Origin of the sequence: Rhodococcus sp. SJ-3, assembly GCF_051918125.1 — a bacterium.
Taxonomy (GTDB): Bacteria; Actinomycetota; Actinomycetes; order Mycobacteriales; family Mycobacteriaceae; genus Rhodococcus.
In genome coordinates this window covers 5,741,032-5,760,409 of the sequence record NZ_CM123306.1, presented here as the reverse complement: position 1 = coordinate 5,760,409, position 19,378 = coordinate 5,741,032, and the positions used below count along the sequence as shown (strand labels likewise).

At 65.3% G+C, this 19,378-nt stretch carries 19 protein-coding genes and 2 tRNA genes; 14 read left to right on the top strand and 7 right to left on the bottom strand.

Annotation, left to right across the window (positions count from 1 at the left end; all coding sequences use genetic code 11):
- Positions 1-37 precede the first annotated feature (37 nt).
- The 4 genes from ybeY (at position 38) to ACTDXD_RS26760 (ending at position 3,416) form a co-directional block, all read left to right on the top strand.
- Entirely contained in the window at positions 38-580 is a 543-nt protein-coding gene (gene ybeY, locus ACTDXD_RS26775; RefSeq protein WP_247273487.1) for an rRNA maturation RNase YbeY, read from the top strand.
- 65 nt (positions 581-645) lie between these two features.
- On the top strand, positions 646-1,965 hold the full coding sequence (locus ACTDXD_RS26770; protein ID WP_440125147.1) for a hemolysin family protein: 1,320 nt from the start codon (positions 646-648) through the stop codon (positions 1,963-1,965).
- A gap of 43 nt (positions 1,966-2,008) precedes the next feature.
- Positions 2,009-2,926 carry a GTPase Era gene (era, locus tag ACTDXD_RS26765; protein WP_440125146.1) on the top strand — a complete coding sequence of 306 codons (918 nt, stop codon included), beginning with the start codon at positions 2,009-2,011 and terminating at the stop codon, positions 2,924-2,926.
- Positions 2,927-3,032: 106 nt separating this feature from the next.
- On the top strand, positions 3,033-3,416 hold the full coding sequence (locus ACTDXD_RS26760) for a hypothetical protein (protein ID WP_440125145.1): 384 nt from the start codon (positions 3,033-3,035) through the stop codon (positions 3,414-3,416).
- Between the two features lie 25 nt (positions 3,417-3,441).
- Here ACTDXD_RS26760 and ACTDXD_RS26755 read toward each other — a convergent pair whose 3' ends face one another.
- Complete coding sequence (locus tag ACTDXD_RS26755) at positions 3,442-3,999, bottom strand: TetR/AcrR family transcriptional regulator (protein ID WP_440125144.1); 558 nt, start codon at positions 3,997-3,999, stop codon at positions 3,442-3,444.
- A 2-nt stretch (positions 4,000-4,001) separates the two neighbouring features.
- Positions 4,002-5,420, bottom strand: a complete 1,419-nt coding sequence (locus ACTDXD_RS26750) for an amidase (RefSeq protein ID WP_440125143.1) — start codon at positions 5,418-5,420, stop codon at positions 4,002-4,004.
- Positions 5,421-5,541: 121 nt separating this feature from the next.
- Here ACTDXD_RS26750 and recO point away from each other — a divergent pair, with 121 nt between their 5' ends.
- Genes recO through ACTDXD_RS26735 form a run of 3 tightly spaced genes read left to right on the top strand, consistent with a single transcriptional unit; the run spans position 5,542 to position 7,539 of the window.
- Positions 5,542-6,357: a DNA repair protein RecO gene (gene recO, locus ACTDXD_RS26745; protein WP_440125142.1), complete on the top strand. Its 816-nt coding sequence runs from the start codon at positions 5,542-5,544 to the stop codon at positions 6,355-6,357.
- Positions 6,314-7,120, top strand: coding sequence for an isoprenyl transferase (locus tag ACTDXD_RS26740; protein ID WP_169686218.1), 807 nt, complete (start codon positions 6,314-6,316; stop codon positions 7,118-7,120). The genes recO and ACTDXD_RS26740 overlap by 44 nt, the downstream gene beginning before the upstream one ends.
- Entirely contained in the window at positions 7,117-7,539 is a 423-nt protein-coding gene (locus tag ACTDXD_RS26735; RefSeq protein WP_440125141.1) for a hypothetical protein, read from the top strand. Before ACTDXD_RS26740 ends, ACTDXD_RS26735 begins: the two co-directional genes overlap by 4 nt.
- Positions 7,540-7,543: 4 nt before the next feature.
- On the opposite strand, the gene ACTDXD_RS26730 is transcribed toward ACTDXD_RS26735, so the two are convergent.
- Both ACTDXD_RS26730 and ACTDXD_RS26725 read right to left on the bottom strand, forming a co-directional pair.
- Positions 7,544-7,960 carry a Fur family transcriptional regulator gene (locus ACTDXD_RS26730; RefSeq protein WP_440127817.1) on the bottom strand — a complete coding sequence of 139 codons (417 nt, stop codon included), beginning with the start codon at positions 7,958-7,960 and terminating at the stop codon, positions 7,544-7,546.
- Positions 7,961-7,968: 8 nt separating this feature from the next.
- Positions 7,969-8,382, bottom strand: a complete 414-nt coding sequence (locus ACTDXD_RS26725; protein ID WP_440125140.1) for an ArsR/SmtB family transcription factor — start codon at positions 8,380-8,382, stop codon at positions 7,969-7,971.
- A gap of 164 nt (positions 8,383-8,546) precedes the next feature.
- Between ACTDXD_RS26725 and ACTDXD_RS26720 the strand changes: the two genes are divergently transcribed.
- Positions 8,547-9,938 carry a glycine--tRNA ligase gene (locus tag ACTDXD_RS26720; RefSeq protein WP_440125139.1) on the top strand — a complete coding sequence of 464 codons (1,392 nt, stop codon included), beginning with the start codon at positions 8,547-8,549 and terminating at the stop codon, positions 9,936-9,938.
- 84 nt (positions 9,939-10,022) lie between these two features.
- Here the strand turns inward: ACTDXD_RS26720 and ACTDXD_RS26715 are convergent, their stop codons facing one another.
- Both ACTDXD_RS26715 and ACTDXD_RS26710 read right to left on the bottom strand, forming a co-directional pair.
- Positions 10,023-11,363 (bottom strand): cytochrome P450, encoded by a 1,341-nt coding sequence (locus tag ACTDXD_RS26715; RefSeq protein ID WP_440125138.1) that lies wholly within the window; start codon positions 11,361-11,363, stop codon positions 10,023-10,025.
- 143 nt (positions 11,364-11,506) lie between these two features.
- Entirely contained in the window at positions 11,507-13,507 is a 2,001-nt protein-coding gene (locus tag ACTDXD_RS26710) for a TPM domain-containing protein (RefSeq protein WP_440125137.1), read from the bottom strand.
- 88 nt (positions 13,508-13,595) lie between these two features.
- Between ACTDXD_RS26710 and ACTDXD_RS26705 the strand changes: the two genes are divergently transcribed.
- From ACTDXD_RS26705 to dnaG, 3 genes are read left to right on the top strand one after another with little or no spacing between them, the layout of a single operon-like run.
- Complete coding sequence (locus tag ACTDXD_RS26705) at positions 13,596-14,288, top strand: YdcF family protein (RefSeq protein WP_440125136.1); 693 nt, start codon at positions 13,596-13,598, stop codon at positions 14,286-14,288.
- A gap of 29 nt (positions 14,289-14,317) precedes the next feature.
- On the top strand, positions 14,318-15,589 hold the full coding sequence (locus ACTDXD_RS26700) for a deoxyguanosinetriphosphate triphosphohydrolase (RefSeq protein WP_440127816.1): 1,272 nt from the start codon (positions 14,318-14,320) through the stop codon (positions 15,587-15,589).
- A gap of 48 nt (positions 15,590-15,637) precedes the next feature.
- The gene (gene dnaG, locus ACTDXD_RS26695) at positions 15,638-17,557 is read left to right on the top strand and encodes a DNA primase (RefSeq protein ID WP_440125135.1); all 1,920 of its coding nucleotides are present in this window, start codon (positions 15,638-15,640) and stop codon (positions 17,555-17,557) included.
- A gap of 2 nt (positions 17,558-17,559) precedes the next feature.
- Here the strand turns inward: dnaG and ACTDXD_RS26690 are convergent, their stop codons facing one another.
- Positions 17,560-17,802 (bottom strand): hypothetical protein, encoded by a 243-nt coding sequence (locus tag ACTDXD_RS26690; RefSeq protein ID WP_169686231.1) that lies wholly within the window; start codon positions 17,800-17,802, stop codon positions 17,560-17,562.
- Positions 17,803-17,955: 153 nt separating this feature from the next.
- Between ACTDXD_RS26690 and ACTDXD_RS26685 the strand changes: the two genes are divergently transcribed.
- The 3 genes from ACTDXD_RS26685 to ACTDXD_RS26675 all read left to right on the top strand — a co-directional run bounded on the left by ACTDXD_RS26685 (position 17,956) and on the right by ACTDXD_RS26675 (position 19,372).
- Positions 17,956-18,028, top strand: a tRNA-Asn gene (locus ACTDXD_RS26685).
- A gap of 273 nt (positions 18,029-18,301) precedes the next feature.
- Positions 18,302-18,375 (top strand) — tRNA-Ile (locus ACTDXD_RS26680).
- 40 nt (positions 18,376-18,415) lie between these two features.
- On the top strand, positions 18,416-19,372 hold the full coding sequence (locus ACTDXD_RS26675; protein WP_440125134.1) for an endonuclease/exonuclease/phosphatase family protein: 957 nt from the start codon (positions 18,416-18,418) through the stop codon (positions 19,370-19,372).
- The last annotated feature ends 6 nt before the right edge of the window (positions 19,373-19,378 follow it).

Below are 19,378 nucleotides of genomic sequence, written 5' to 3'. Positions count from 1 at the left end.
ACCCGAATCCGTCAGAAGTGCAGAAGGAACGACAGTCATGAGCATCGAAATCTCGAACGAGTCCGGGATGGAGGTCGTCGAGGAAGAACTGCTCGACGTCGCCCGTTTCGTCATCGCCCGAATGGACGTGCATCCCGCTGCGGAACTGTCGATGGTGCTCGTGGATTCCGACACCATGGCCGATCTGCACGTGCGTTGGATGGATCTGCCCGGTCCCACCGACGTGATGTCGTTCCCGATGGACGAACTCGAGCCTGGAGGCCGACCGGACGCACCCGAGCCGGGCCCGTCCATGCTCGGCGACATCGTGTTGTGTCCGTCGTTCGCCGCAGACCAAGCGGAGAAGGCCGGTCATTCGCTCGACCACGAACTCGCTCTTCTCACGGTGCACGGAATGTTGCACCTACTCGGCTACGACCACGCCGAGCCGGAGGAAGAGAAGGAGATGTTCGGCCTCCAGAACCAGTTGCTCGCCGAGTGGTACGAGGAACTGCGCCTTGCCGAGCGTGACGCACGGCTTGCCGCGCGCGATCAGCAGCTGCTCGGAAAGGCCGGATTCGTCGACAATCCGGAGATCTGAGCCGTGTCGTCGGAAGATGGGACGCGATGTGAGACCACCGGCATCACCGCTGGAGTGAGGCCGGCGTGAGCACCGTGATCTCCTACGTCCTCGCGGTACTGCTCGTCGTGATCGGCGGGCTCTTCGCGGCCGTCGATTCAGCGCTCAACACGGTCTCGCCTGCGCGCGTGGACGACCTCGCGAAAGAAGGCCGTGCGGGTGCCCGCCGGCTCCGCGCAATCCTCGAAGACCGGCCTCGATACGTCAATCTTGCCGTGCTGCTTCGTATCCTGTGTGAGCTCACGGCGACAGTCGTGCTCGCCGGGGAGCTGCTCGGTCATTTGAATCGTACGGCGGCTCTCGTCATCAGTGCCGCGGTCATGGTCGTGATCGACTATGTCGTGATCGGTGTGGGGCCGCGGACACTCGGCAGGCAGCACGCCTACACGATCGCACTCACCGCTGCTGCACCGCTGCGCGTGCTGGGTGTGGTCCTCGGCCCGATCAGCAGGGTCCTGATCCTCGTGGGTAACGCCGTCACCCCCGGCCGAGGGTTCCGTAACGGTCCGTTCGCCAACGAGATCGAGCTGCGCGAGCTCGTCGACCTGGCGCAGGAACGCGGAGTGGTGGCCGATGACGAGAGACGGATGATCCAGTCGGTCTTCGATTTCGGCGACACCACCGCGCGCGAGATCATGGTGCCCCGACCGGAGATGGTCTGGATCGAGAGCACCAAGACCGCAGGGCAGGCGACTTCTCTCGCCGTGCGCAGCGGACATTCCCGCATCCCGGTGATCGGTGAGAACGTCGACGACATCTGCGGGGTCGTCTATCTGAAGGACCTCGTACAACAGACCTACGACGCGAGCGACGGCGGGCACAGTGTCTCGGTCGCCGAGGTGATGCGTCCGCCGGTGTTCGTGCCCGATTCTAAGCGTCTCGACGACCTCTTGTCCGATATGCAGCGCGACCGCAACCATATGGCCGTGCTCGTCGACGAATACGGCGGCATCGCGGGTCTGGTCACGATCGAGGATCTCATCGAGGAAATTGTGGGCGAGATCGCCGACGAGTACGACGTCGGGGAAATCCCCGATATCGAGGCTCTCGGTGATGAGACCTATCGTGTCTCCGCGCGCCTCCCGGTCGAGGATCTCGGCGAACTGTTCGGTATCGAGATCGACGACGACGAGGTCGACACCGTCGGCGGACTACTCGGCTACGAACTCGGGCGCGTTCCGCTGCCGGGGTCGCAGGTGCACACTCACGGACTCGTCCTGCGTGGCGAAGGCGGCCCCGATGTCCGCGGCCGCGTCCGCGTCAATACCGTGTTCGTCCGGCGCGTTCCGGAATCCGAAGACTCACCCACCTCACGAAAGGAGGACGGCGCGTGCTCTGCATCGTGAACGAGGACGTAGCAGCGTCGAACACCAGATGGCAGAACACAGAATGAGCGCCTCCGAATTCCGTTCCGGATTCATCTGTTTCGTAGGGCGTCCCAATACCGGCAAGTCGACGCTGACGAATGCGATGGTGGGCAGCAAGATCGCCATCACGTCGTCGCGACCGCAGACCACACGCCATACCATTCGCGGGATCGTCCACCGTGACCATACGCAGCTGATCCTCGTGGACACTCCGGGACTGCACCGGCCCCGGACCTTGCTCGGTCAGCGACTCAACGACCTCGTGCGCGACACATACTCCGAGGTCGACGCCATCGGCATGTGTTTTCCCGCAGATGAGAAGATCGGCCCCGGCGACCGCTGGATTCTCGAACAGCTCCGCACCGTGGCGCCGCGCACTCCGCTGATCGGCATCGTGACGAAGATCGACAAAGTGGGTAAGGAGCAGGTCGCAGCGCAGCTACTCGCGGTGTCGCAGTTGCTCGGCAGCGAGACCGACGTGGTTCCCGTATCGGCGACCTCGGGGGAGCAGGTCGAAGTCCTCGTCGACGTGATCGCCTCGCACATGGAGCCGGGGCCTGCCTTCTACCCCGATGGCGAACTCACCGACGAACCCGAAGAAACCCTCATGGCGGAGCTCATTCGCGAGGCGGCGCTCGAGGGCCTCGGCGACGAGCTTCCACATTCACTTGCCGTGGTGATCGAGGAGATTCGAGAGCGTGAGGGGCGCACCGAGAAACAGGGTGAGATGCTCGATGTGCATGCTCTGCTCTACGTGGAACGCCCGAGCCAGAAAGGCATCGTCATCGGCAAGGGTGGCGCGCGTCTGCGCGAGGTGGGCACGGCGGCGCGCACTCAGATCGAGAGGCTGCTCGGGGTGAAGATCTTCCTGGATCTGCATGTCAAGGTAGCGAAGGATTGGCAGCGGGATCCCAAGCAACTCGGTCGCCTCGGGTTCTGACCCCCGTCGCTGCTGCTTTCGGGTGATCCTCCCGATGGAAGACGTAGATGTCGGATATGTCCGATGGAGCTAGGGTCTCCGCATCGTTGTCGATGCGGAGGTCCGAATGCGTGTATATGCCCCTCTCGCGGTTGCCGCGGCGTCCCTGTTCTTCGTCGCCGGGTGTCTCGCGGAGGACGAAGTCGCGGTGGGTCCGGTCACGTTCCCTGCGGGAGAAGAGATTCTCGTCGACCTGTCGATGAAGCCGAGCAACGTCGGTGGACGCAGCAGCCCCTTCTTCTCCGGATATCGCCCACAGGTGTCCTTTGCGTCGGCGGACGCGATCACCTGCACGATCAAAGGGCCTGCGCATGGTGAGCCGTTCGCACCGGGGACGAGGTCGACCGTTCCGATCGTATGCACAGCCGAGATCACCGTCGATTCTGAGGACGTAGAAGTCGGTGTCCTCGAGGGCGGTAGGGAAGTGGGTAGCGGAACGGTGCAACTCTGAGGAAGACGTCGCGTAACGCGGTGGATCAGGGTTGCGTTGCTCCCTGGAGCAGGAGGAGTGTCGCGGCGGCAATATCCGCGCCGGACCCGGTCGACAGACGCCGCAGTTGCAGTCCGGCGATCGTCGCGACCAGGATCGGCCCGATCACCTCTGCGTTCGGGACGTCGAGGACGCGGAGGATCGTCACGGTCAGTGCGTCGTACGCGGACCAGCATTCGTCCGCGGTCGCACGCAGATCCGGATCCCGGCCCGCCTGGATCCACAGTTCGTACGGTGCGATCCGTTCGGCGGTGAATGCGAGATCCTCTGCGACCCGCTCGGTGAGGGCCGCGGCTTCCATGACCGACAGTGTCTGAGAACGATACGAGTCGGCGATCGTGCGCAGTCGTTCGGTCTCTTCGTCGACGAAGGTCGTGAGCGCCGCCTTCAGCAGATCGGATTGGCTGGGGAAGTGGTAGGTGATCGACCCCAGCGACACCTCGGCGCGGGACGCGATGCGCCGATTGGTGATTCCCGCGATTCCGTCCGTTCCGATGAGATGCAGTGTTGCCTCGATGATTCGGTGCCGGGCATCGGTGGTCACGACTACCACCACCCGACCGGGCTCTGTTCGTCCCAGCGCAATACCGATTCGAGTTGCGCTGCGAGTGAGACGAGCATCGGCTCGGAGTCGTCGTGCCCGAGAAGTTGTGCACCTACGGGCAATCCTTCGTCGGTGAAACCGGCAGGAACGTTCACTCCGGGCCATCCGAGTACGTTCCACGGCCACGCATACGGGCACGCTGCGGTGATCACCTTGTCGGTGGCCCAGCCACCGAGGCCGTCGATCGCACCGATCGGTGGCGGCGGTGTCGCGGTGGTAGGGGTGAGAACGACATCGACCCGGTCGAATATCCGGCCGACACGGCGCCGCAGCCTGGGTTCGGCGGCTCTCGCGGCGCGAAGCGGAAATCCGTGCAGGAGTTTGCCGGTGCGGGCATTGCCACGTGTGCGCGGGTCGGTCAGGGACGGGTCGGACAACGCGCTCACCCAGTCGTGGATTCCGGCCATCGACCGCGGAAGAAAATTCAGACCGAACATGATTCCGTAGTCCGGGTCGGCGAGGATCACCTCGTGTCCGAGATCGCGGAGGGTCGCGGCGAGTGCGGTGATGCGGACACGTACCCGAGGATCGAGCTGTCTCGGCGTGGCGGTGAACGGAAGCTTCAGTGACAACGCGATTCTCAGTCGTCCGGGGTCGCGTCCTACCGCGTCGGAGACGGCCATCGGCTCGCGGCGATGGAGATCGCCTGCGCGATTGCCGCTCACCACGTCGAGGAGAAGCGCAGCGTCGGCGACCGTGCGAGCGAGTGGTCCGTGCGTGGTCAGCCCATAGAACGCCTCGGGATGGGGCCACATCGAGATCCGACCGCGCTGCGGCTTGATGCCCACCAGATTGGTCCAGGCGGCCGGGATCCGAACCGAGCCGGCGCCGTCGGAGCCGAGTGCTGCGGGGACCAGTCCGGCGGCGACCGCCGCGGCGCTCCCGCCGGATGATCCGCCAGGTGTGTGCCCCCGTGACCAAGGGTTGCGTGTGTATCCGTAGGTGGAGTTCCCGGTCAGGGGCCACTGACCGACCTCGGAGGAATGGGTCTTGCCGACGATCACTGCACCGGCGTCGCGCAGACGGCGGACCATTTCGGCGTCGTCGTTGCGAACCGGGAATTCGCCCGGGCAGCCGAAGGCTGTGGTCTCACCGGTGACGTCGGTGTCGTCCTTGACTGCGATCGGGACGCCGAGCAGGGGACGGCGTTCGCCCGCGGCGCGGCGTCGATCGGCCTCGGCTGCCTCGGTCAGCGCTGCTTCCCGCCGTGCGACGCGGAAAGCGTTGAGTGTGGATCGGCTCGCGTCGATCCGGTCGAGTGCGACGCGGACGAGTTCGACCGAGGTGGCGGTGCCGGCGTCGAGGGCGGCAACCGTCTCGGTCAGCCCGGCGGATCGGGTGGTTACGTCGTGCGTGGTCATGCATCCCCCAAGTTGTTCGTTCGAACGAACAGTAACGCGTTTCAGTATCGGTGTCGAGGTTCCCGACGCGGGGTCGCGCACCGCGAAGGCGTTGTCGTTGCGACATGACACACTCGGATGCGTGAAGTTGTACAGGGACAACGCTGTGGTGCTGCGCCAGCACAAGCTGGGTGAGGCCGACCGCATCGTCACCCTGCTCACCCGCCGTCACGGGCTGGTCAGAGCCGTCGCGAAGGGGGTCCGCCGCACCCGCTCGAAGTTCGGTGCGCGCCTCGAACCTTTCGCTCACATCGATGTGCAGTTGCACCCCGGGCGCAATCTCGATGTCGTCACCCAGGTCCAGACGCTCGACGCGTTCGCAATCGGCATCGTGGACGACTACGGGCGCTATACCACCGCGTGTGCGATTCTCGAGACGGCCGAACGCCTTGCCGGCGAGGAACGCGCTCCCGTTCCCCGGCTCCACGCACTGACCGTCGGTGCCCTGCGTGCGGTGTGCGACCGCACGCGTCCTCCGGAGTTGGTGTTCGACGCCTACTTGCTGCGCGCCATGCTCTACGCCGGCTGGGCACCCGCGATCACACACTGCGCCCGTTGCGACCGTCCAGGACCACACACGGCGTTCCATGTAGGAGCGGGCGGTGCCGTCTGTGTCGAATGCAGGCCGCCGGGAGCGGCGACGCCCGCACCGGGAGTGCTGGAGCTGATGGATGCGCTCAACCGGGGGAACTGGGAGGTCAGCGAATCTGCATCGGCCTCGGTACTGAGTCAGACGAGCGGTCTGATCGCTGCGCATCTGCAATGGCACCTAGAGCGTCAACTACGGACGCTGCCGCTCATCGAACGTGGCGGTCCGCACGCGGGCGGGAGCTCGGAAGTCGGCGTCAGGCAGGATGGAGACCGTGATTCGACGACGCGAACCGCACCGACCGGCTGACCGCACCATCCGCCCACCAGACCCGCATCCGTCGGGGGCGCGTGCCCCGATCATCCAGCCCGAGCTGATTCCGCAGCATGTCGCGTTGGTCATGGACGGAAACGGTCGCTGGGCGCAGGAGCGCGGATTGCCGCGCACCGCCGGCCACGAACGAGGCGAAGCAGTTCTCATGGACGCCGTGTGCGGCAGCATCGAGGTGGGCGTCAAGTGGTTGTCCGCGTACGCGTTCTCCACCGAGAACTGGAAGCGCAGCCCCGATGAGGTCCGGTTCCTCATGGGCTTCAACCGTGACGTGATCCGCCGCCGCCGCGACGAGATGCACGAGATGGGTGTGCGCGTCAGGTGGGCCGGGCGTCGCCCGCGCCTGTGGCGCAGCGTGATCAAGGAACTCGAGATCGCCGAGGAGCTCACCAAGGACAACGACGTGATGACTCTCGTCATGTGCGTCAACTACGGTGGCCGAGCCGAGATCGCCGATGCGGCCCGCGAGATCGCACGTCGCGTCGCGGCCGGCGAGATCGATCCCGAGAAGGTGACCGAAGCGACGGTGGCCCGCTATCTCGACGAGCCGGATATGCCCGATGTCGATCTGTTCCTTCGGCCGTCAGGGGAACAGCGGACCTCGAACTTTCTGCTGTGGCAATCGGCTTACGCCGAAATGGTATTCCAGGACAAGAACTTTCCAGACTTCGACCGACGCGACCTCTGGTCGGCCTGCGTCGAGTACGCGTCCCGCGACCGCCGGTTCGGCGGTGTGAAATGACGGCTTTCCGGGAGCGGATTGCCGGTCTGCTCGCCCCGTTCGTCGATCTGCGCACCTCCGAGCCGAATGGCGACGACGCCCTCGGATTCGATTACGGTGCGGTCCCGTTCGCGGCACAGGTGGTCACCCTCACCGACGGGCTCGATGTCGTGTCGCTCACCGGGGTCCTAGGCTGGGACCTTCCCCTCGGCGACGACGTGCGCGCTCGGGTGGCCACGGCTGCCGACGCCGTGCAGTTCGGTTCGGTTCATCTGATCGAACGCGACGCCGAGGCCGACGTCGTCCTGCGTTACTCGTTCCCCATCACCGGCCTCGAAGACACCGCGCTGACGACGATGCTCCTGCTGGTGCTCGACGGTGCTGCGAGTGCTCGGGAGGCCGTGGGCGCAGGCGCCGACCCTGCAGACGAAACGACATGACCGATCAGTCCTCGGCGAGTGCGCAATCCTTGCACGTGCCGAAGATCTCGATGGTGTGACTGACGTCGACGAATCCGTTCGCGTCAGCCATCTCGTGTGCCCAGCGCTCGACCTCGGGTCCGTCCACCTCGACGGTGAATCCACAGCGGCGGCACACGAGATGGTGGTGATGACCCGAGGAGCAGCGTCGGAACATCGACTCCCCGGAATCGGTGCGGAGCACATCGACGCTGCCCGTCTCGGCGAGCGACTGCAGTGTTCGATACACGGTGGTCAGGCCGATCGCGTCTCCGCGCTTGCGGAGTTCGTCGTGGAGGTCCTGGGCCGTCCGGAACTCTTCGGTGTCGTCGAGCAGGGCGACGATCGCGCTGCGTTGTTTGGTCGAGCGAACCCCGACGAGGGGCTTGCGGGCGGAGGTCAAGGTGGACGTCAACCTTCCTGTTCAGGTGTTCCCAGGGCGATTGTTTCCTGGGCGGCAGGTTCCTGGGCATGGGCGACAGCGTCGACGACGATGTGGGCGAGGTGTTCGTCCGCGAGTCGGTAGAGGACTTCACGTCCGGATCGGTCTCCGCGGACGACGCCGGCGGTCTTCAGGACACGTAGGTGCTGGCTGATCAATGGCTGGGTGACGCCGAGTGCGCCGACGAGCTCGTGCACACATCGCGCGGATTCCCGCAATTGAAGGACGATCGCGATTCTTATAGGCGCGGACAGTGCGCGAAGCAATTCGCCCGCGGTGACCAAAGTGTCGGGGGGGATCGGCTGCCGGATCTCGCCGGGTTCGTGCGGTTCTGGAGTGCGAGCGCCCACCGTGCAGTCGTGATGACCGGAGTCGAGACTCAAGGGTGCTCCTTCGGGGGCGGACAGCGCACTAATGCAAACCGATCTCATTTTGATATGCATGGATGTGCATGTCAACCGCCGCGTGTTCGGTGCCCGGTCACCGAACGATAGTCTTGGAGATCGACGCATGCTGCGAACCCGCATCCGAGATGGAGAGAATCCGAGTGGCACCCAAATCCAAGATCGATACCGTTGCCAACCTCGCCAAGCGCCGTGGGCTGGTCTATCCCTGCGGTGAGATCTACGGCGGCACCAAGTCGGCCTGGGACTACGGCCCGCTCGGCGTGGAACTCAAGGACAACATCAAGAAGCAGTGGTGGCGCAATATGGTCACCAGCCGTGACGACGTCGTGGGCCTCGATTCGTCGGTGATCCTGCCCCGTCAGGTGTGGGTCGCCTCCGGCCATGTCGGCGTCTTCAACGACCCGCTCGTCGAGTGCCTGAGCTGTCACAAGCGCCACAGGCAGGACCACTTGCAGGAGGCGTACGCCGAGAAGAACAAGCTCGACGACCCGGACTCCGTCGCGATGACCGAGATCGCGTGCCCCGACTGTGGCACCAAGGGGCAATGGACCGAGCCCCGCGACTTCAACATGATGCTCAAGACGTACCTCGGCCCGATCGAGAGCGAAGAGGGTCTGCATTACCTGCGCCCCGAGACCGCTCAGGGCATCTTCGTGAACTTCGCAAACGTGCTCACCACGTCCCGCAAGAAGCCGCCGTTCGGCATCGGCCAGATCGGTAAGAGCTTCCGCAACGAGATCACCCCGGGCAACTTCATCTTCCGCACGCGTGAGTTCGAGCAGATGGAGATGGAGTTCTTCGTCAAACCGGGTGAAGACGAACAGTGGCACCAGTACTGGATCGACTACCGCATGGACTGGTACACCGGCCTCGGCATCAACAAGGACAACCTGCGCCTGTACGAGCACCCGCAGGACAAGCTGTCGCACTACTCGAAGCGCACCGTCGACATCGAGTACCGTTTCCACTTCCAAGGCAGCGAATGGGGTGAGCTCGAGGGCGTCGCGAACCGCACCGACTTCGATCTGTCCACCCACGCACAGCATTCGGGTGCCGACCTGAGCTTCTTCGACCAGACCACCAGCGAGCGCTACACGCCGTACGTGATCGAACCGGCTGCAGGCCTCACCCGGTCGCTGATGGCATTCCTCGTCGATGCCTACACCGAGGACGAAGCGCCGAACGCCAAGGGCGGCGTCGACAAGCGCACCGTGCTGCGCCTCGACCGCAGGCTCGCACCCGTCAAGGCGGCGGTGCTGCCGCTCTCGCGTAATGCGGATCTCAGCCCGAAGGCCAAGGATCTCGCCGCTCGTCTTCGTCAGAACTGGAACATCGAGTTCGACGACGCCGGTGCGATCGGTCGCCGCTACCGCCGCCAGGACGAGATCGGCACGCCGTTCTGCATCACCGTCGACTTCGACACTCTCGAAGATCAGGCCGTCACCGTCCGCGAGCGCGACACGATGGCGCAGGAGCGCGTGAGCCTCGATCAGGTCGAGGGCTACCTCGCGCAGCGTCTGATCGGGTGCTGATCGCCGGTACTCGAGCTGGTGATCCCAGGCACAACAGCAGAAGTCAGGCCCACCGCGTCGACGCGGTGGGCCTGACTTCTGCGTCTACTGCGACCTTCCGGTCTGCGCTGTGATGGGCTCGGCGAGTCCTCGCTCGTCGCACTCCGTCTGCAGTCGGGCGAGCGTCTCGTCGAGACCGGCGCCCAGTCGGGGGCCGGGGGTGAAGGTTGCGGGAAGGTTCCGCATTCCCTGGATGATCCCGATGGTCTCGTAATGCACGGCCTCGGTGGGGTCACAGTGGAAGTCCGGCATTCGGTCCAGCACCGCCACGAGCATCCGTTTGAACACCGTTCGCGCTACGTTGGATCCGATGCAGCGATGAATCCCGAGTCCGAAACTGAAGTGGCGGTTTCCTTTTCGTTCGAGATCGACGTTGTGAGGATCGTCGAACAGTGCGGGATCACGATTGGCCATCGCCCACGAGAGCCACAGTCGTTCGCCTTCTTGGAACTGTGCTCCTGCGTATTCGCAGTCGGCCGAGAAGGTGCGTCCGTCTCCGGGGGCGGGTGTGAAGAATCTCAGGAATTCCTCGGTTGCGGAGTCGAGCAAGGTCTCCCGCTCGCGGCTGAGTAGTTCTCGCTGGTCCGGGTTGTGTGACAGCCATTCGAGTGAGTGTGCGGTGAGTGCGGTCGTCGTATCGAATCCGCCGCCGATCAACAGCGACAACATACCGAGGACTTCCACATCGGGCGGGTTCTCGCCGTCGATATCCGCATGCACCACCGCATTCACCAGTCCGGGGCGTGGATCCACGCGAGCTTGCGCGACGGCGGCGTAGAGGTCGGCTCCCATCGCGCGTTGCAGGTCGGCCACGCGGGCTCGATCGGGAGAGTCGGGCGGCGTATACACCGACGCATGCACCGGTTCGTTGTAGATCGCCCATTTTGCGAGCGGGATGCCGAGCATCCCGAGGGTGAGCACCGCAGGCACGATATTGGCGAGATCGTCGACGAAGTCGATCCGTCCGGTGGTGATCTTCTCGTCGAGACATGCGCGGACCACCTCGTCGATGACCGGAATCCATCGTTTGACAGCCGCCGGTGAGAGGTAGGGGTTCAGCGTCTGGCGGTAATACCGATGCTCGGGCGGGTCCATCTCGAGCATGCCGCCGCGTGCGCCGTTCGGCAGCTCCCCGGTGGGAATCGTGATGCCACGGTAGCCGCGGCGGACGCCCTGGACGTCGTTGTCGTTGGAGATGTCCTCGGACCGGGCGAGGTGGAACACCTCATCGGCCCCGGCCGCGACCCAATGCCCACCGTGGGTGTCGGTCCACGCAATGGGACAACCCGCGTGCATGTCCTTGGTGATCGACTCGAACTGTTCTCGATACGCGGGGGCGTGTCGATCGAAGTGGATGCGATTTCTGCCGGAATCCGTCTGCGTCACGACAAGGAGCTCCTCACGTGGAATGTGGCATTCGTCACCTATTCGGGGGTTGACCGGCAAGCTACCAGGGTTCTCCGAAACAAGAAAGCAATTCGATGGCTGCGAGAGCGATATTCTCCGATACTGCGGGCTCGGCGTGTTCTCTAGAAGCGGCCCCCGCTCGACCCGCCGAAACCACCCCCGCCGCCGAAACCACCCCCGCCGCCGAAACCGCCGCCGAAGCCTCCGCCTCCGCGGCCGCTGTTCAGGACGCTGTTGATGAGGATGCCGCCGAGGATCGCGCCGGTCATGTTGCTGCCCGACGAGCCCCCACCCGGCGGTCGCTGCTGCCGGTCCCATTTCTGCACATCGTTCTGAGCCGATCGCAACGCCTGCGCGGCCAGGCTCGCGGCGGCGTGAGCGTGCTGCAGGGCGGCAGCAGAATCCGATTGCGCCAACTGCTGTGCCGCCTCCAGATGCCGCTCTGCCTCCGACAACCGGGTACGGGCCTGCGCTCCGACCGCACCGCGCCTCGTGCCGATGAAATCCGATGCGGCGGTGACCTGTGCTTGTGCCGCTGCCAGGTCCTGCTCGAGGCGTCGGCGGGCCTGTTCCGCGGCTTCCTGCGCTTCGCGGGTCTGCGCGCGCAACGCATCGAGTCGTGCATCCGTTTCCACCACGCGGGTGAAACTGCCCAGCGGGTCGTTGTGCTGCTCGGCTCGCGCACGATCGAGCGCGTCCTGTGCCGCCTTACGCGCTTCATCGAGGTCCGGGCCGCCCGCCGATGAAAGCTGGGCGGCGTCCGCGATGCCCTGCGCCGCATCCTCCATCGCTGCGGGAAGGGTCGCGATGGCCCGCCGAATGTCCTCGGCAGCATGGTCGACGGAGTCGAGTAGCGTCGTCGCATGGCCCAGGCCGCCCTCGGCTTCGCGGATGGCGCGTACCGCGTCGCCCTGCTCGCCTGCGGGTCGCGCGACCGCGGTCCGGCCCTCGTCGATCGCCTTCTCGGCGAACGAGATTTCCTCCCGCGCGAGCTCGACATTGTCGGCGACGGGCGTCAGCGCACCGGCAGGGAACTCGCCGCGCAGCTGGGTGAGGACCGTCTCGGACCGGGGGAGCCGAGCCCGCAGCCCGATCGCGCGCTGGGTCAGCGCGTCGAGGCGTTCCGGGGCATCGAGAAGCAGGTTGCGCATGGTGTCGAACGCCTCGACCTGCGCGTCGAGATCGTTGTTTGCCTTACCGCACGACGAGATCAACTGCACGAGCATGTCGCGCTGCTGCTGCGGGGTCTCCGGGATGTCGTCGTCGAGACGCTGCCTGATCTCGAACGCGGAAGTCAGAGCAGCTCTGGCCTGCTCGTAGGCCCGGTCGAACGGTTGCACCGCGGACGGCCCGAACTCACCACGCGCCAGTTCGAGTGCTTCAGAACTCGATCGCACCGCGTTGTCGGTCTCCACGAGCACTTCCTGCGCGTACAGTTCGAGACCCTCTAGCGGCAGCGAACGCAGGCTGTCCACGTCATTGGGGTCGATCTGGGCGGCCTGCGCGGCACCGGCCTCGGCGCGCTTGCTCTTCGACCGGCGTGAGTACAGGTACACCCCGCCGGCACCTGCGGCGATGACACCACCGCCGACCAGCAGCGTCGTCACGGGTGCGTTCGAGGGGGTCAGGGCGTTGCCGAGTCCTTCGGAGGCTGCCACTGCGGCTCCCGCCCAGTCGCTCGTGCGCAACGCTGGCGTGACGTCGTTCGTCGCGATCCGGTCGCGTTCGGACGAGGTGATCTCGGAGCCGTTCGGAGTCCACAGTGCGAAGTCGCGATCGTCGGTCGCGACAGCGAGCAGGGCGGTGTCCGAGCCGAATCCGCTGGCTCGCGCGGTCGTCTGGACCCAGCTATCGCGGTCGTACCCGTCGAACGTCGACACGTACGTGACCCAGAGTTGCAGCTGATGCTCGTCGTACAACACATTCGTCGCAGCCTGGATGCGGGAGGTGTCGTCATCGCTCAGCACACCCGCTGTGTCGGTGATCGGTTGCGGAAGCCGCGAGGGCGGCTCGGCGGAGGCCAGGGCCGGAGCCATCAACCAGGCTGCGACCGCGAGCAGGACGGGAATGAGGGCGAGTGCGGCAGGCGTGAGATGCCGTTGCGCGGCCGATGGGTGAGCCATGGGACGAATCTATCGGTTTCACGCGCCCGGATGGCTCCGTGGTGCGTGTCAGCACGGGCGCCCGGCGGGGCACTGGCAGAATCGGGGAGTGAGCACCGCATCCCGCCGCCCCGACATCGCCACGAGCGTCGCCGACGACCAGCGCAGTCTCGGGTCTCGACTCGCTCGGTGGTGCCGTCGTCTGATCGCAGGAGTGCTCCTCGCTGCGCTCCTGGTGGTGGGCGGCACGGCAGTGCGGGTGTGGCAGGTTGCGCGCATCGATGACTGGACACCAGCAGACGCCATCGTCGTACTCGGTGCCGCGCAGTACTCGGGAACTCCGTCGCCGGTGTTCGAGGCGCGCCTCGAACAGGCGCGCAAGCTCTACGAACACGGTGTATCCGACACGATCGTCACGGTCGGTGGCAAGCAGGAGGGCGATCTGTTCACCGAAGCGGCCGCGGGCAAGAACTACCTCATCGAGACCGGCGTGCCCGCGGATGCCATCGTGGCGGTCGAGGAGGGGTCCGACACCCTCCTGAGCATCAAGGCGGTCAGCGAGGAGATGAGCGATATGGGTCTGTCCTCCGCTGTCCTGGTGAGTGATCCATGGCACGGCCTGCGTACGCGGACGATGGCACGCGACGCCGGACTCGATGCATGGACCGCACCCACTCGGCAGGGGCCGGCAGTATTCACACGCGAGTCGCAGTTCCACGGCATTGCCCGGGAAACCGGGGCGCTCATCTGGTACCAGATCACGCACTACTCAGCGGATTTCGAATATACGGCCGACCAGTGACCGAGATCGCAACGACGAAGGGCGGTGGGATGCCGGGATACAGCGAACACGACCTCGCGCGACGTGCGGAGGAAGCGCCGAAACGATCGGGACTGGCCGGTGCGGGAGCCGCTGCAGCCGATCGCACCGCCTTCGCGCGCGACCGCGCCCGCGTCCAGCACTGCGCTGCTCTACGCCGCCTCGCGGACAAAACGCAGGTGGTGGGCCCCCGCGACGGCGACACCCCCCGCACCCGGCTCACCCACTCGATGGAAGTAGGCCAGATCGGTCGTAGCATCGCCGAAGGACTCGGGGCCGACCCCGACGTGGTCGACCTGGCAGGACTCGCCCACGACATCGGCCACCCGCCCTACGGGCACAATGGTGAACGCGCGCTCGACGAGGTTGCGGCGCCGTGCGGGGGCTTCGAAGGAAATGCCCAGAACCTGCGGATCCTCACGGCACTCGAACCGAAGATCCTCCATGCGGACGGCACGAGCGCGGGGTTGAATCTCACTCGTACCTCGTTGGACGCGACGCTCAAGTATCCGTGGATCCGCCCCGCACCGGGAGCGAAGTTCGGCGCTTACGACGACGACGCCGACGAACTGGACTGGATCCGCGACGGTGCTCCTGAGCGTCGCCGGTGCCTCGAAGCGCAGATCATGGATTGGTCCGACGACGTCGCGTATTCGGTGCACGACGTCGAAGACGGTGTGATCGACGGTCGCATCGACCTGCGGATCCTCGGCGACGCCGGATCCGTGGCCGATCTGATCGCACTGGGCATGAAAGAGTTCTCCGGCCTCGACCCGGCCGAGCTAGAGGAGGCCGCGCAGCGCCTGTTCACTCTGCCTGTCGTGGTCGGGGTGGGAACATACGACGGCACACTCACCAGCTCTGTCGCGCTCAAACGGCTCACCAGCGAACTCGTCGGCCGTTATGCGACGGCCGCGATCAGCGGTACCCGTGCCGCCACCGGCGACGCGCCGATCATCCGTTACGACGCCGACCTGGTGATTCCGTCGATAGTGGCGTCCGAGGTCGCGTTGCTCAAGACCATGGCTCTGCAGTTCGTGATGTCCGACAGTGCTCATCGAACGAGGCAGGCGGGCCAGCGCGAACGTATCCATCGGGTAGCCGAATGGTTGCTGCGGACGGCGCCGGTAGGCCTCGACCCGATCTACGTCGCCGAGTGGGAGGCTGCACCCGATGATGCAGCCAAGGTGCGTGTCATCGTCGATCAGATCGCGTCCTGTACCGAATCGCGACTGGAGCGGATCGACCGCGACAGTCTCGCCGCGCAGGCCAGTTGGGGCTAGCAGCGACCGCTGCCGGACGGGGCGCGATCACGGCCTAGACTCGTCGTCGTGGCCGGCAGAATTTCAGACAGAGACATCGCGGCCATTCGCGACCGCGTTCGGATCGAAGACATCGTGGGCGACTATGTCGCTCTCAAACGTGGGGGCGCCGACTCGATGAAGGGGTTGTGCCCCTTCCACGACGAGAAGTCGCCGTCGTTCCACGTCCGACCCAACCACGGGCATTTCCACTGCTTCGGTTGTGGTGAGGGTGGCGACGTGTACTCGTTCATTCAGAAGATCGAACACGTCAGCTTCGTGGAGGCCGTCGAGCAGCTCGCCGAACGTGTCGGCTACACCCTCAGCTACGAGGGCGGGGGTCCGTCCGTGCAGCGCGATCGCGGTACCCGTGCCCGTCTGGTCGCCGCGAACGCCGCCGCGCAGCAGTTCTACGCCGAACAGCTCCGCAGCCCCGACGCGCAGGCCGCGCGCGACTACCTCACCGAGCGCAGCTTCGACCAGACTGCCGCCGAGATGTTCGGCTGCGGATATGCGCCGGGGGGCTGGGATCAGCTCACCAAGCACCTTCTGGGCCGCGGATTCGAGTTTGCGGAACTCGAGGCGGCGGGATTGTCGCGGCAGGGGCGTCGCGGACCGATCGACCGGTTCCACCGCCGGTTGCTCTGGCCCATCCGCAATCTCGCAGGCGATGTCATCGGATTCGGTGCCCGCAGGCTCTACGACGACGACACCATCACCGCCAAGTACATGAATACGCCGGAAACGGTGCTGTACAAGAAGTCTCAGGTGCTGTTCGGTCTCGACCTCGCGAAACGGGAGATCGCCAAGTCGCATCAGGCGGTGATCGTCGAGGGCTATACCGATGTCATGGCCATGCACCTTGCCGGGGTGAAAACCGCTGTTGCGTCGTGCGGTACCGCGTTCGGCGATGAGCACCTCGCGATGCTGCGGCGTCTGCTCATGGACGACAGCTACTTCCGCGGCGAGGTCATCTACACCTTCGACGGTGACGCTGCCGGGCAGGCCGCAGCCATGAAGGCGTTCGAGGGCGACCAGAAGACGGCAGCGAAGACGTACGTCGCTATCGCACCGGAGGGAATGGATCCGTGCGAGCTCCGGCAGGCGTCCGGCGACACCGCTGTTCGTGATCTCGTTGCGCGGCGCACCCCGATGTTCGAGTTCGTCGTGAAGTCGATCCTGCTCGAACACGATCTCGACACGGCGGAAGGACGCGTCGAAGCGCTCCGTCGCTGTGTACCGGTTGTTGCCCAGATCAAGGACCGCTCCCTGCGGGACAATTATGCGGTGCAACTGGCCCACTGGGTGGGCTGGGACGACATCCCCATGGTTCGCCGCCGAGTCCAGGAAGACGCGCGTCGCGGGGGCAGCCGGACATCAGCGCCCAGATCTCGGGCCGTCGCGGTCGACAAGAGTTCCTCGTCGCAGGAGTCGGCGATGCGCCGTCCCCGGCCGGGTGATCCTGCGCTGTGGCCGCAACGTGACGGCCTCAAGGCTGCGCTGCAGTATCCGGGTATCGCGGGCACGGTGTTCGATTCGTTGCCCGCCGAGACGTTCACCGACCCTGCCTATTCTGCCGTGCGTGAGGCGATCGCTCGCGTCGGAGGCGTGGGTTCGGGAATGGGCGGTGCCGAATGGGTCGACGCGGTCGGTCGCGCCGCAACCGACCCGGTTGTGCACTCGCTGGTGACGGAACTCGCAGTCGAGCCGATCCCTGCGGAAGAGGACCGCATGCCCCGCTACATCGGGGGAGTACTCGCGCGTCTGCAGGAAGTGTGGGTAGGTGAGCAGGTCGCAGAGCTCAAATCGAAGCTGCAACGCATCTCGCCGGCCACGGAGTCGGACGAGTTCCATGCGCTGCTCGGCGACCTCGTCGCATTGGAACAGTATCGGCGTAGCCTGCTCGACCAGGCCATCGGAGATGCGGGCAGCGATGGCCTGGCCGGCTGACGCTACTTCTTGAGCTGATCTCGCGGGATCATGACCGTCGTCGTCTCGTCGATCGGCTTCATCGGTTCGAGCTTCGGCTGCGGGTTCAACGAGTCCGAGAGCTTCTGACGTCCCACCTCGATGGCTTTTTTGGTGACCGGACTGGCGGCCACCGCCTTGGCGGTCTTGCTGATCTGTTCGTATCGGGCTCGGCCTGCCCGGGTGCCGAGCACGTATCCCGCGGCAACCCCGACCAACAATCCCATCAATGTGTCGTCCTTCCACCCTGTGTGCGCGTCTTCTCCATCCTGCCCGATGACGCTCCGCATGCCCACACGCAGGCGATTTGGTGCTGCGGTGGGAGGGGCGCTATGGTTTTTCACGCACCGGGGGAAACGCCCCGGAGCGCCGCAGGTCAATCCCCTGTAGCTCAATTGGCAGAGCATTCGACTGTTAATCGAAGGGTTGCTGGTTCGAGTCCAGCCGGGGGAGCGCACAGAATCCTCCCACCCCACGCGGGGTGGGAGGATTTTCTGTTTCGGTGCCCTTCAGATATGACGTATCAGGCACAGCGGCCAGGTTCGCGACTTTCCCCCATGTTCTCGGGTTTCCTCGCGTCGACAACCTGAGGAGACCCGAGTAAGCGGAGGAAGGTTTCTCAGCGGGTCGCGACCCCCGATGCGTCGGAAGGTATCTGCTGCCGGGTACCATGCGTACGCGCTGTCCGGTACGGGATAGCGCTCTGCGGCGACGTGTCGCTGCAGAGGGGCGGTAGCTCAGTCGGTTAGAGCCGTGGACTCATAATCCATTGGTCGCGGGTTCGAGCCCCGCCCGCCCCACATCTTCTCCACATCTTCGCGTGCTTTGCTGTCGGATGTGATGGTGACGGCGTTTCGGTGGGCTGCGGCAGTTCTGGCGGGTCTCGCGACCCTGGTCGGCGCGGTAGGGGTTGCACTGCACTACAGCACCTCCTCGTCGCGGCTCCCGGTCTTGGCGGCATCCGCGGCGTCGTATCTCATGGTGGGTGCTGTAGTCGGCGCGGTGGTGTTCGCGCTACTGCGGTACCGCGTCGCTACTGCCGTCGCGCTGCTGATCGTCGTCGCCGCGGTGTGGATCCAGGCGCCCCGGTATGTGGGGGAATCGGCCGGTGGCGGGGGAGAGGTGCTCACCGTGATGCAGGCGAACGTCCTCTTCGGCGAAGCCGACCCGGCAACGGTGACCTACGAAGTCGAGGAGCGCCGCGTCGATCTGCTGACGGTCAGTGAGCTGACACCCGAAGCGGTCGATGCATTCGAGCGCGCGGGTCTCCATCGGATGTTGCCGTATCACTTCGTTGTTCCGGAGCCCGGTGCTGGCGGGACCGGCATCTGGAGCCGGTTCCCGTTGTCCGACGAAGCCGAGTACGACGGCTTCGTCATGAACCAGGTGTCGGCGACGGCAGACGTGCCCGGGACCGGCCCCGTCGCCGTCTACGCGTTCCATCCGGTGCCGCCGGTCTACGACACGCACGTGTGGGCCGACGAATTGTCACGTCTGCAAGCGATACTCGAATCCGCGCCGCCGGTTCCGGTGGTCGTAGGAGCGGACTTCAACGCAACCTATGATCATGCGCAGTACCGCGCGATGCTCACGGGCCGCCTGCGAGACACCGCAGAACAGGTGGGCGCAGGCCTCCTGTACACCTACCCGACAGACAAGCGTATTCCGCCGCTGGTGGGCATCGACCACATTCTTGTTGCCGGGGGACGTGCGACGTCCGTGGAGACCGTCACCCTACCCGGATCGGATCACCGGGCGGTGGTCGCGCAAATCGAACTCGACCGGCCGCCGCGGTGATTCCGT

Bases quoted from the DNA above. Each gene is read 5' to 3' on its own strand.
- ybeY (WP_247273487.1), top strand. From the start codon at position 38: ATGAGCATCGAAATCTCGAACGAGTCCGGGATGGAGGTCGTCGAGGAA.
- era (WP_440125146.1), top strand. From the start codon at position 2,009: ATGAGCGCCTCCGAATTCCGTTCCGGATTCATCTGTTTCGTAGGGCGT.
- ACTDXD_RS26760 (WP_440125145.1), top strand. From the start codon at position 3,033: ATGCGTGTATATGCCCCTCTCGCGGTTGCCGCGGCGTCCCTGTTCTTC.
- ACTDXD_RS26750 (WP_440125143.1), bottom strand. From the start codon at position 5,420: ATGACCACGCACGACGTAACCACCCGATCCGCCGGGCTGACCGAGACG.
- ACTDXD_RS26740 (WP_169686218.1), top strand. From the start codon at position 6,314: ATGGAGACCGTGATTCGACGACGCGAACCGCACCGACCGGCTGACCGC.
- ACTDXD_RS26735 (WP_440125141.1), top strand. From the start codon at position 7,117: ATGACGGCTTTCCGGGAGCGGATTGCCGGTCTGCTCGCCCCGTTCGTC.
- ACTDXD_RS26710 (WP_440125137.1), bottom strand. From the start codon at position 13,507: ATGGCTCACCCATCGGCCGCGCAACGGCATCTCACGCCTGCCGCACTC.
- ACTDXD_RS26700 (WP_440127816.1), top strand. From the start codon at position 14,318: ATGCCGGGATACAGCGAACACGACCTCGCGCGACGTGCGGAGGAAGCG.
- ACTDXD_RS26690 (WP_169686231.1), bottom strand. From the start codon at position 17,802: ATGGGATTGTTGGTCGGGGTTGCCGCGGGATACGTGCTCGGCACCCGG.
- ACTDXD_RS26675 (WP_440125134.1), top strand. From the start codon at position 18,416: ATGGTGACGGCGTTTCGGTGGGCTGCGGCAGTTCTGGCGGGTCTCGCG.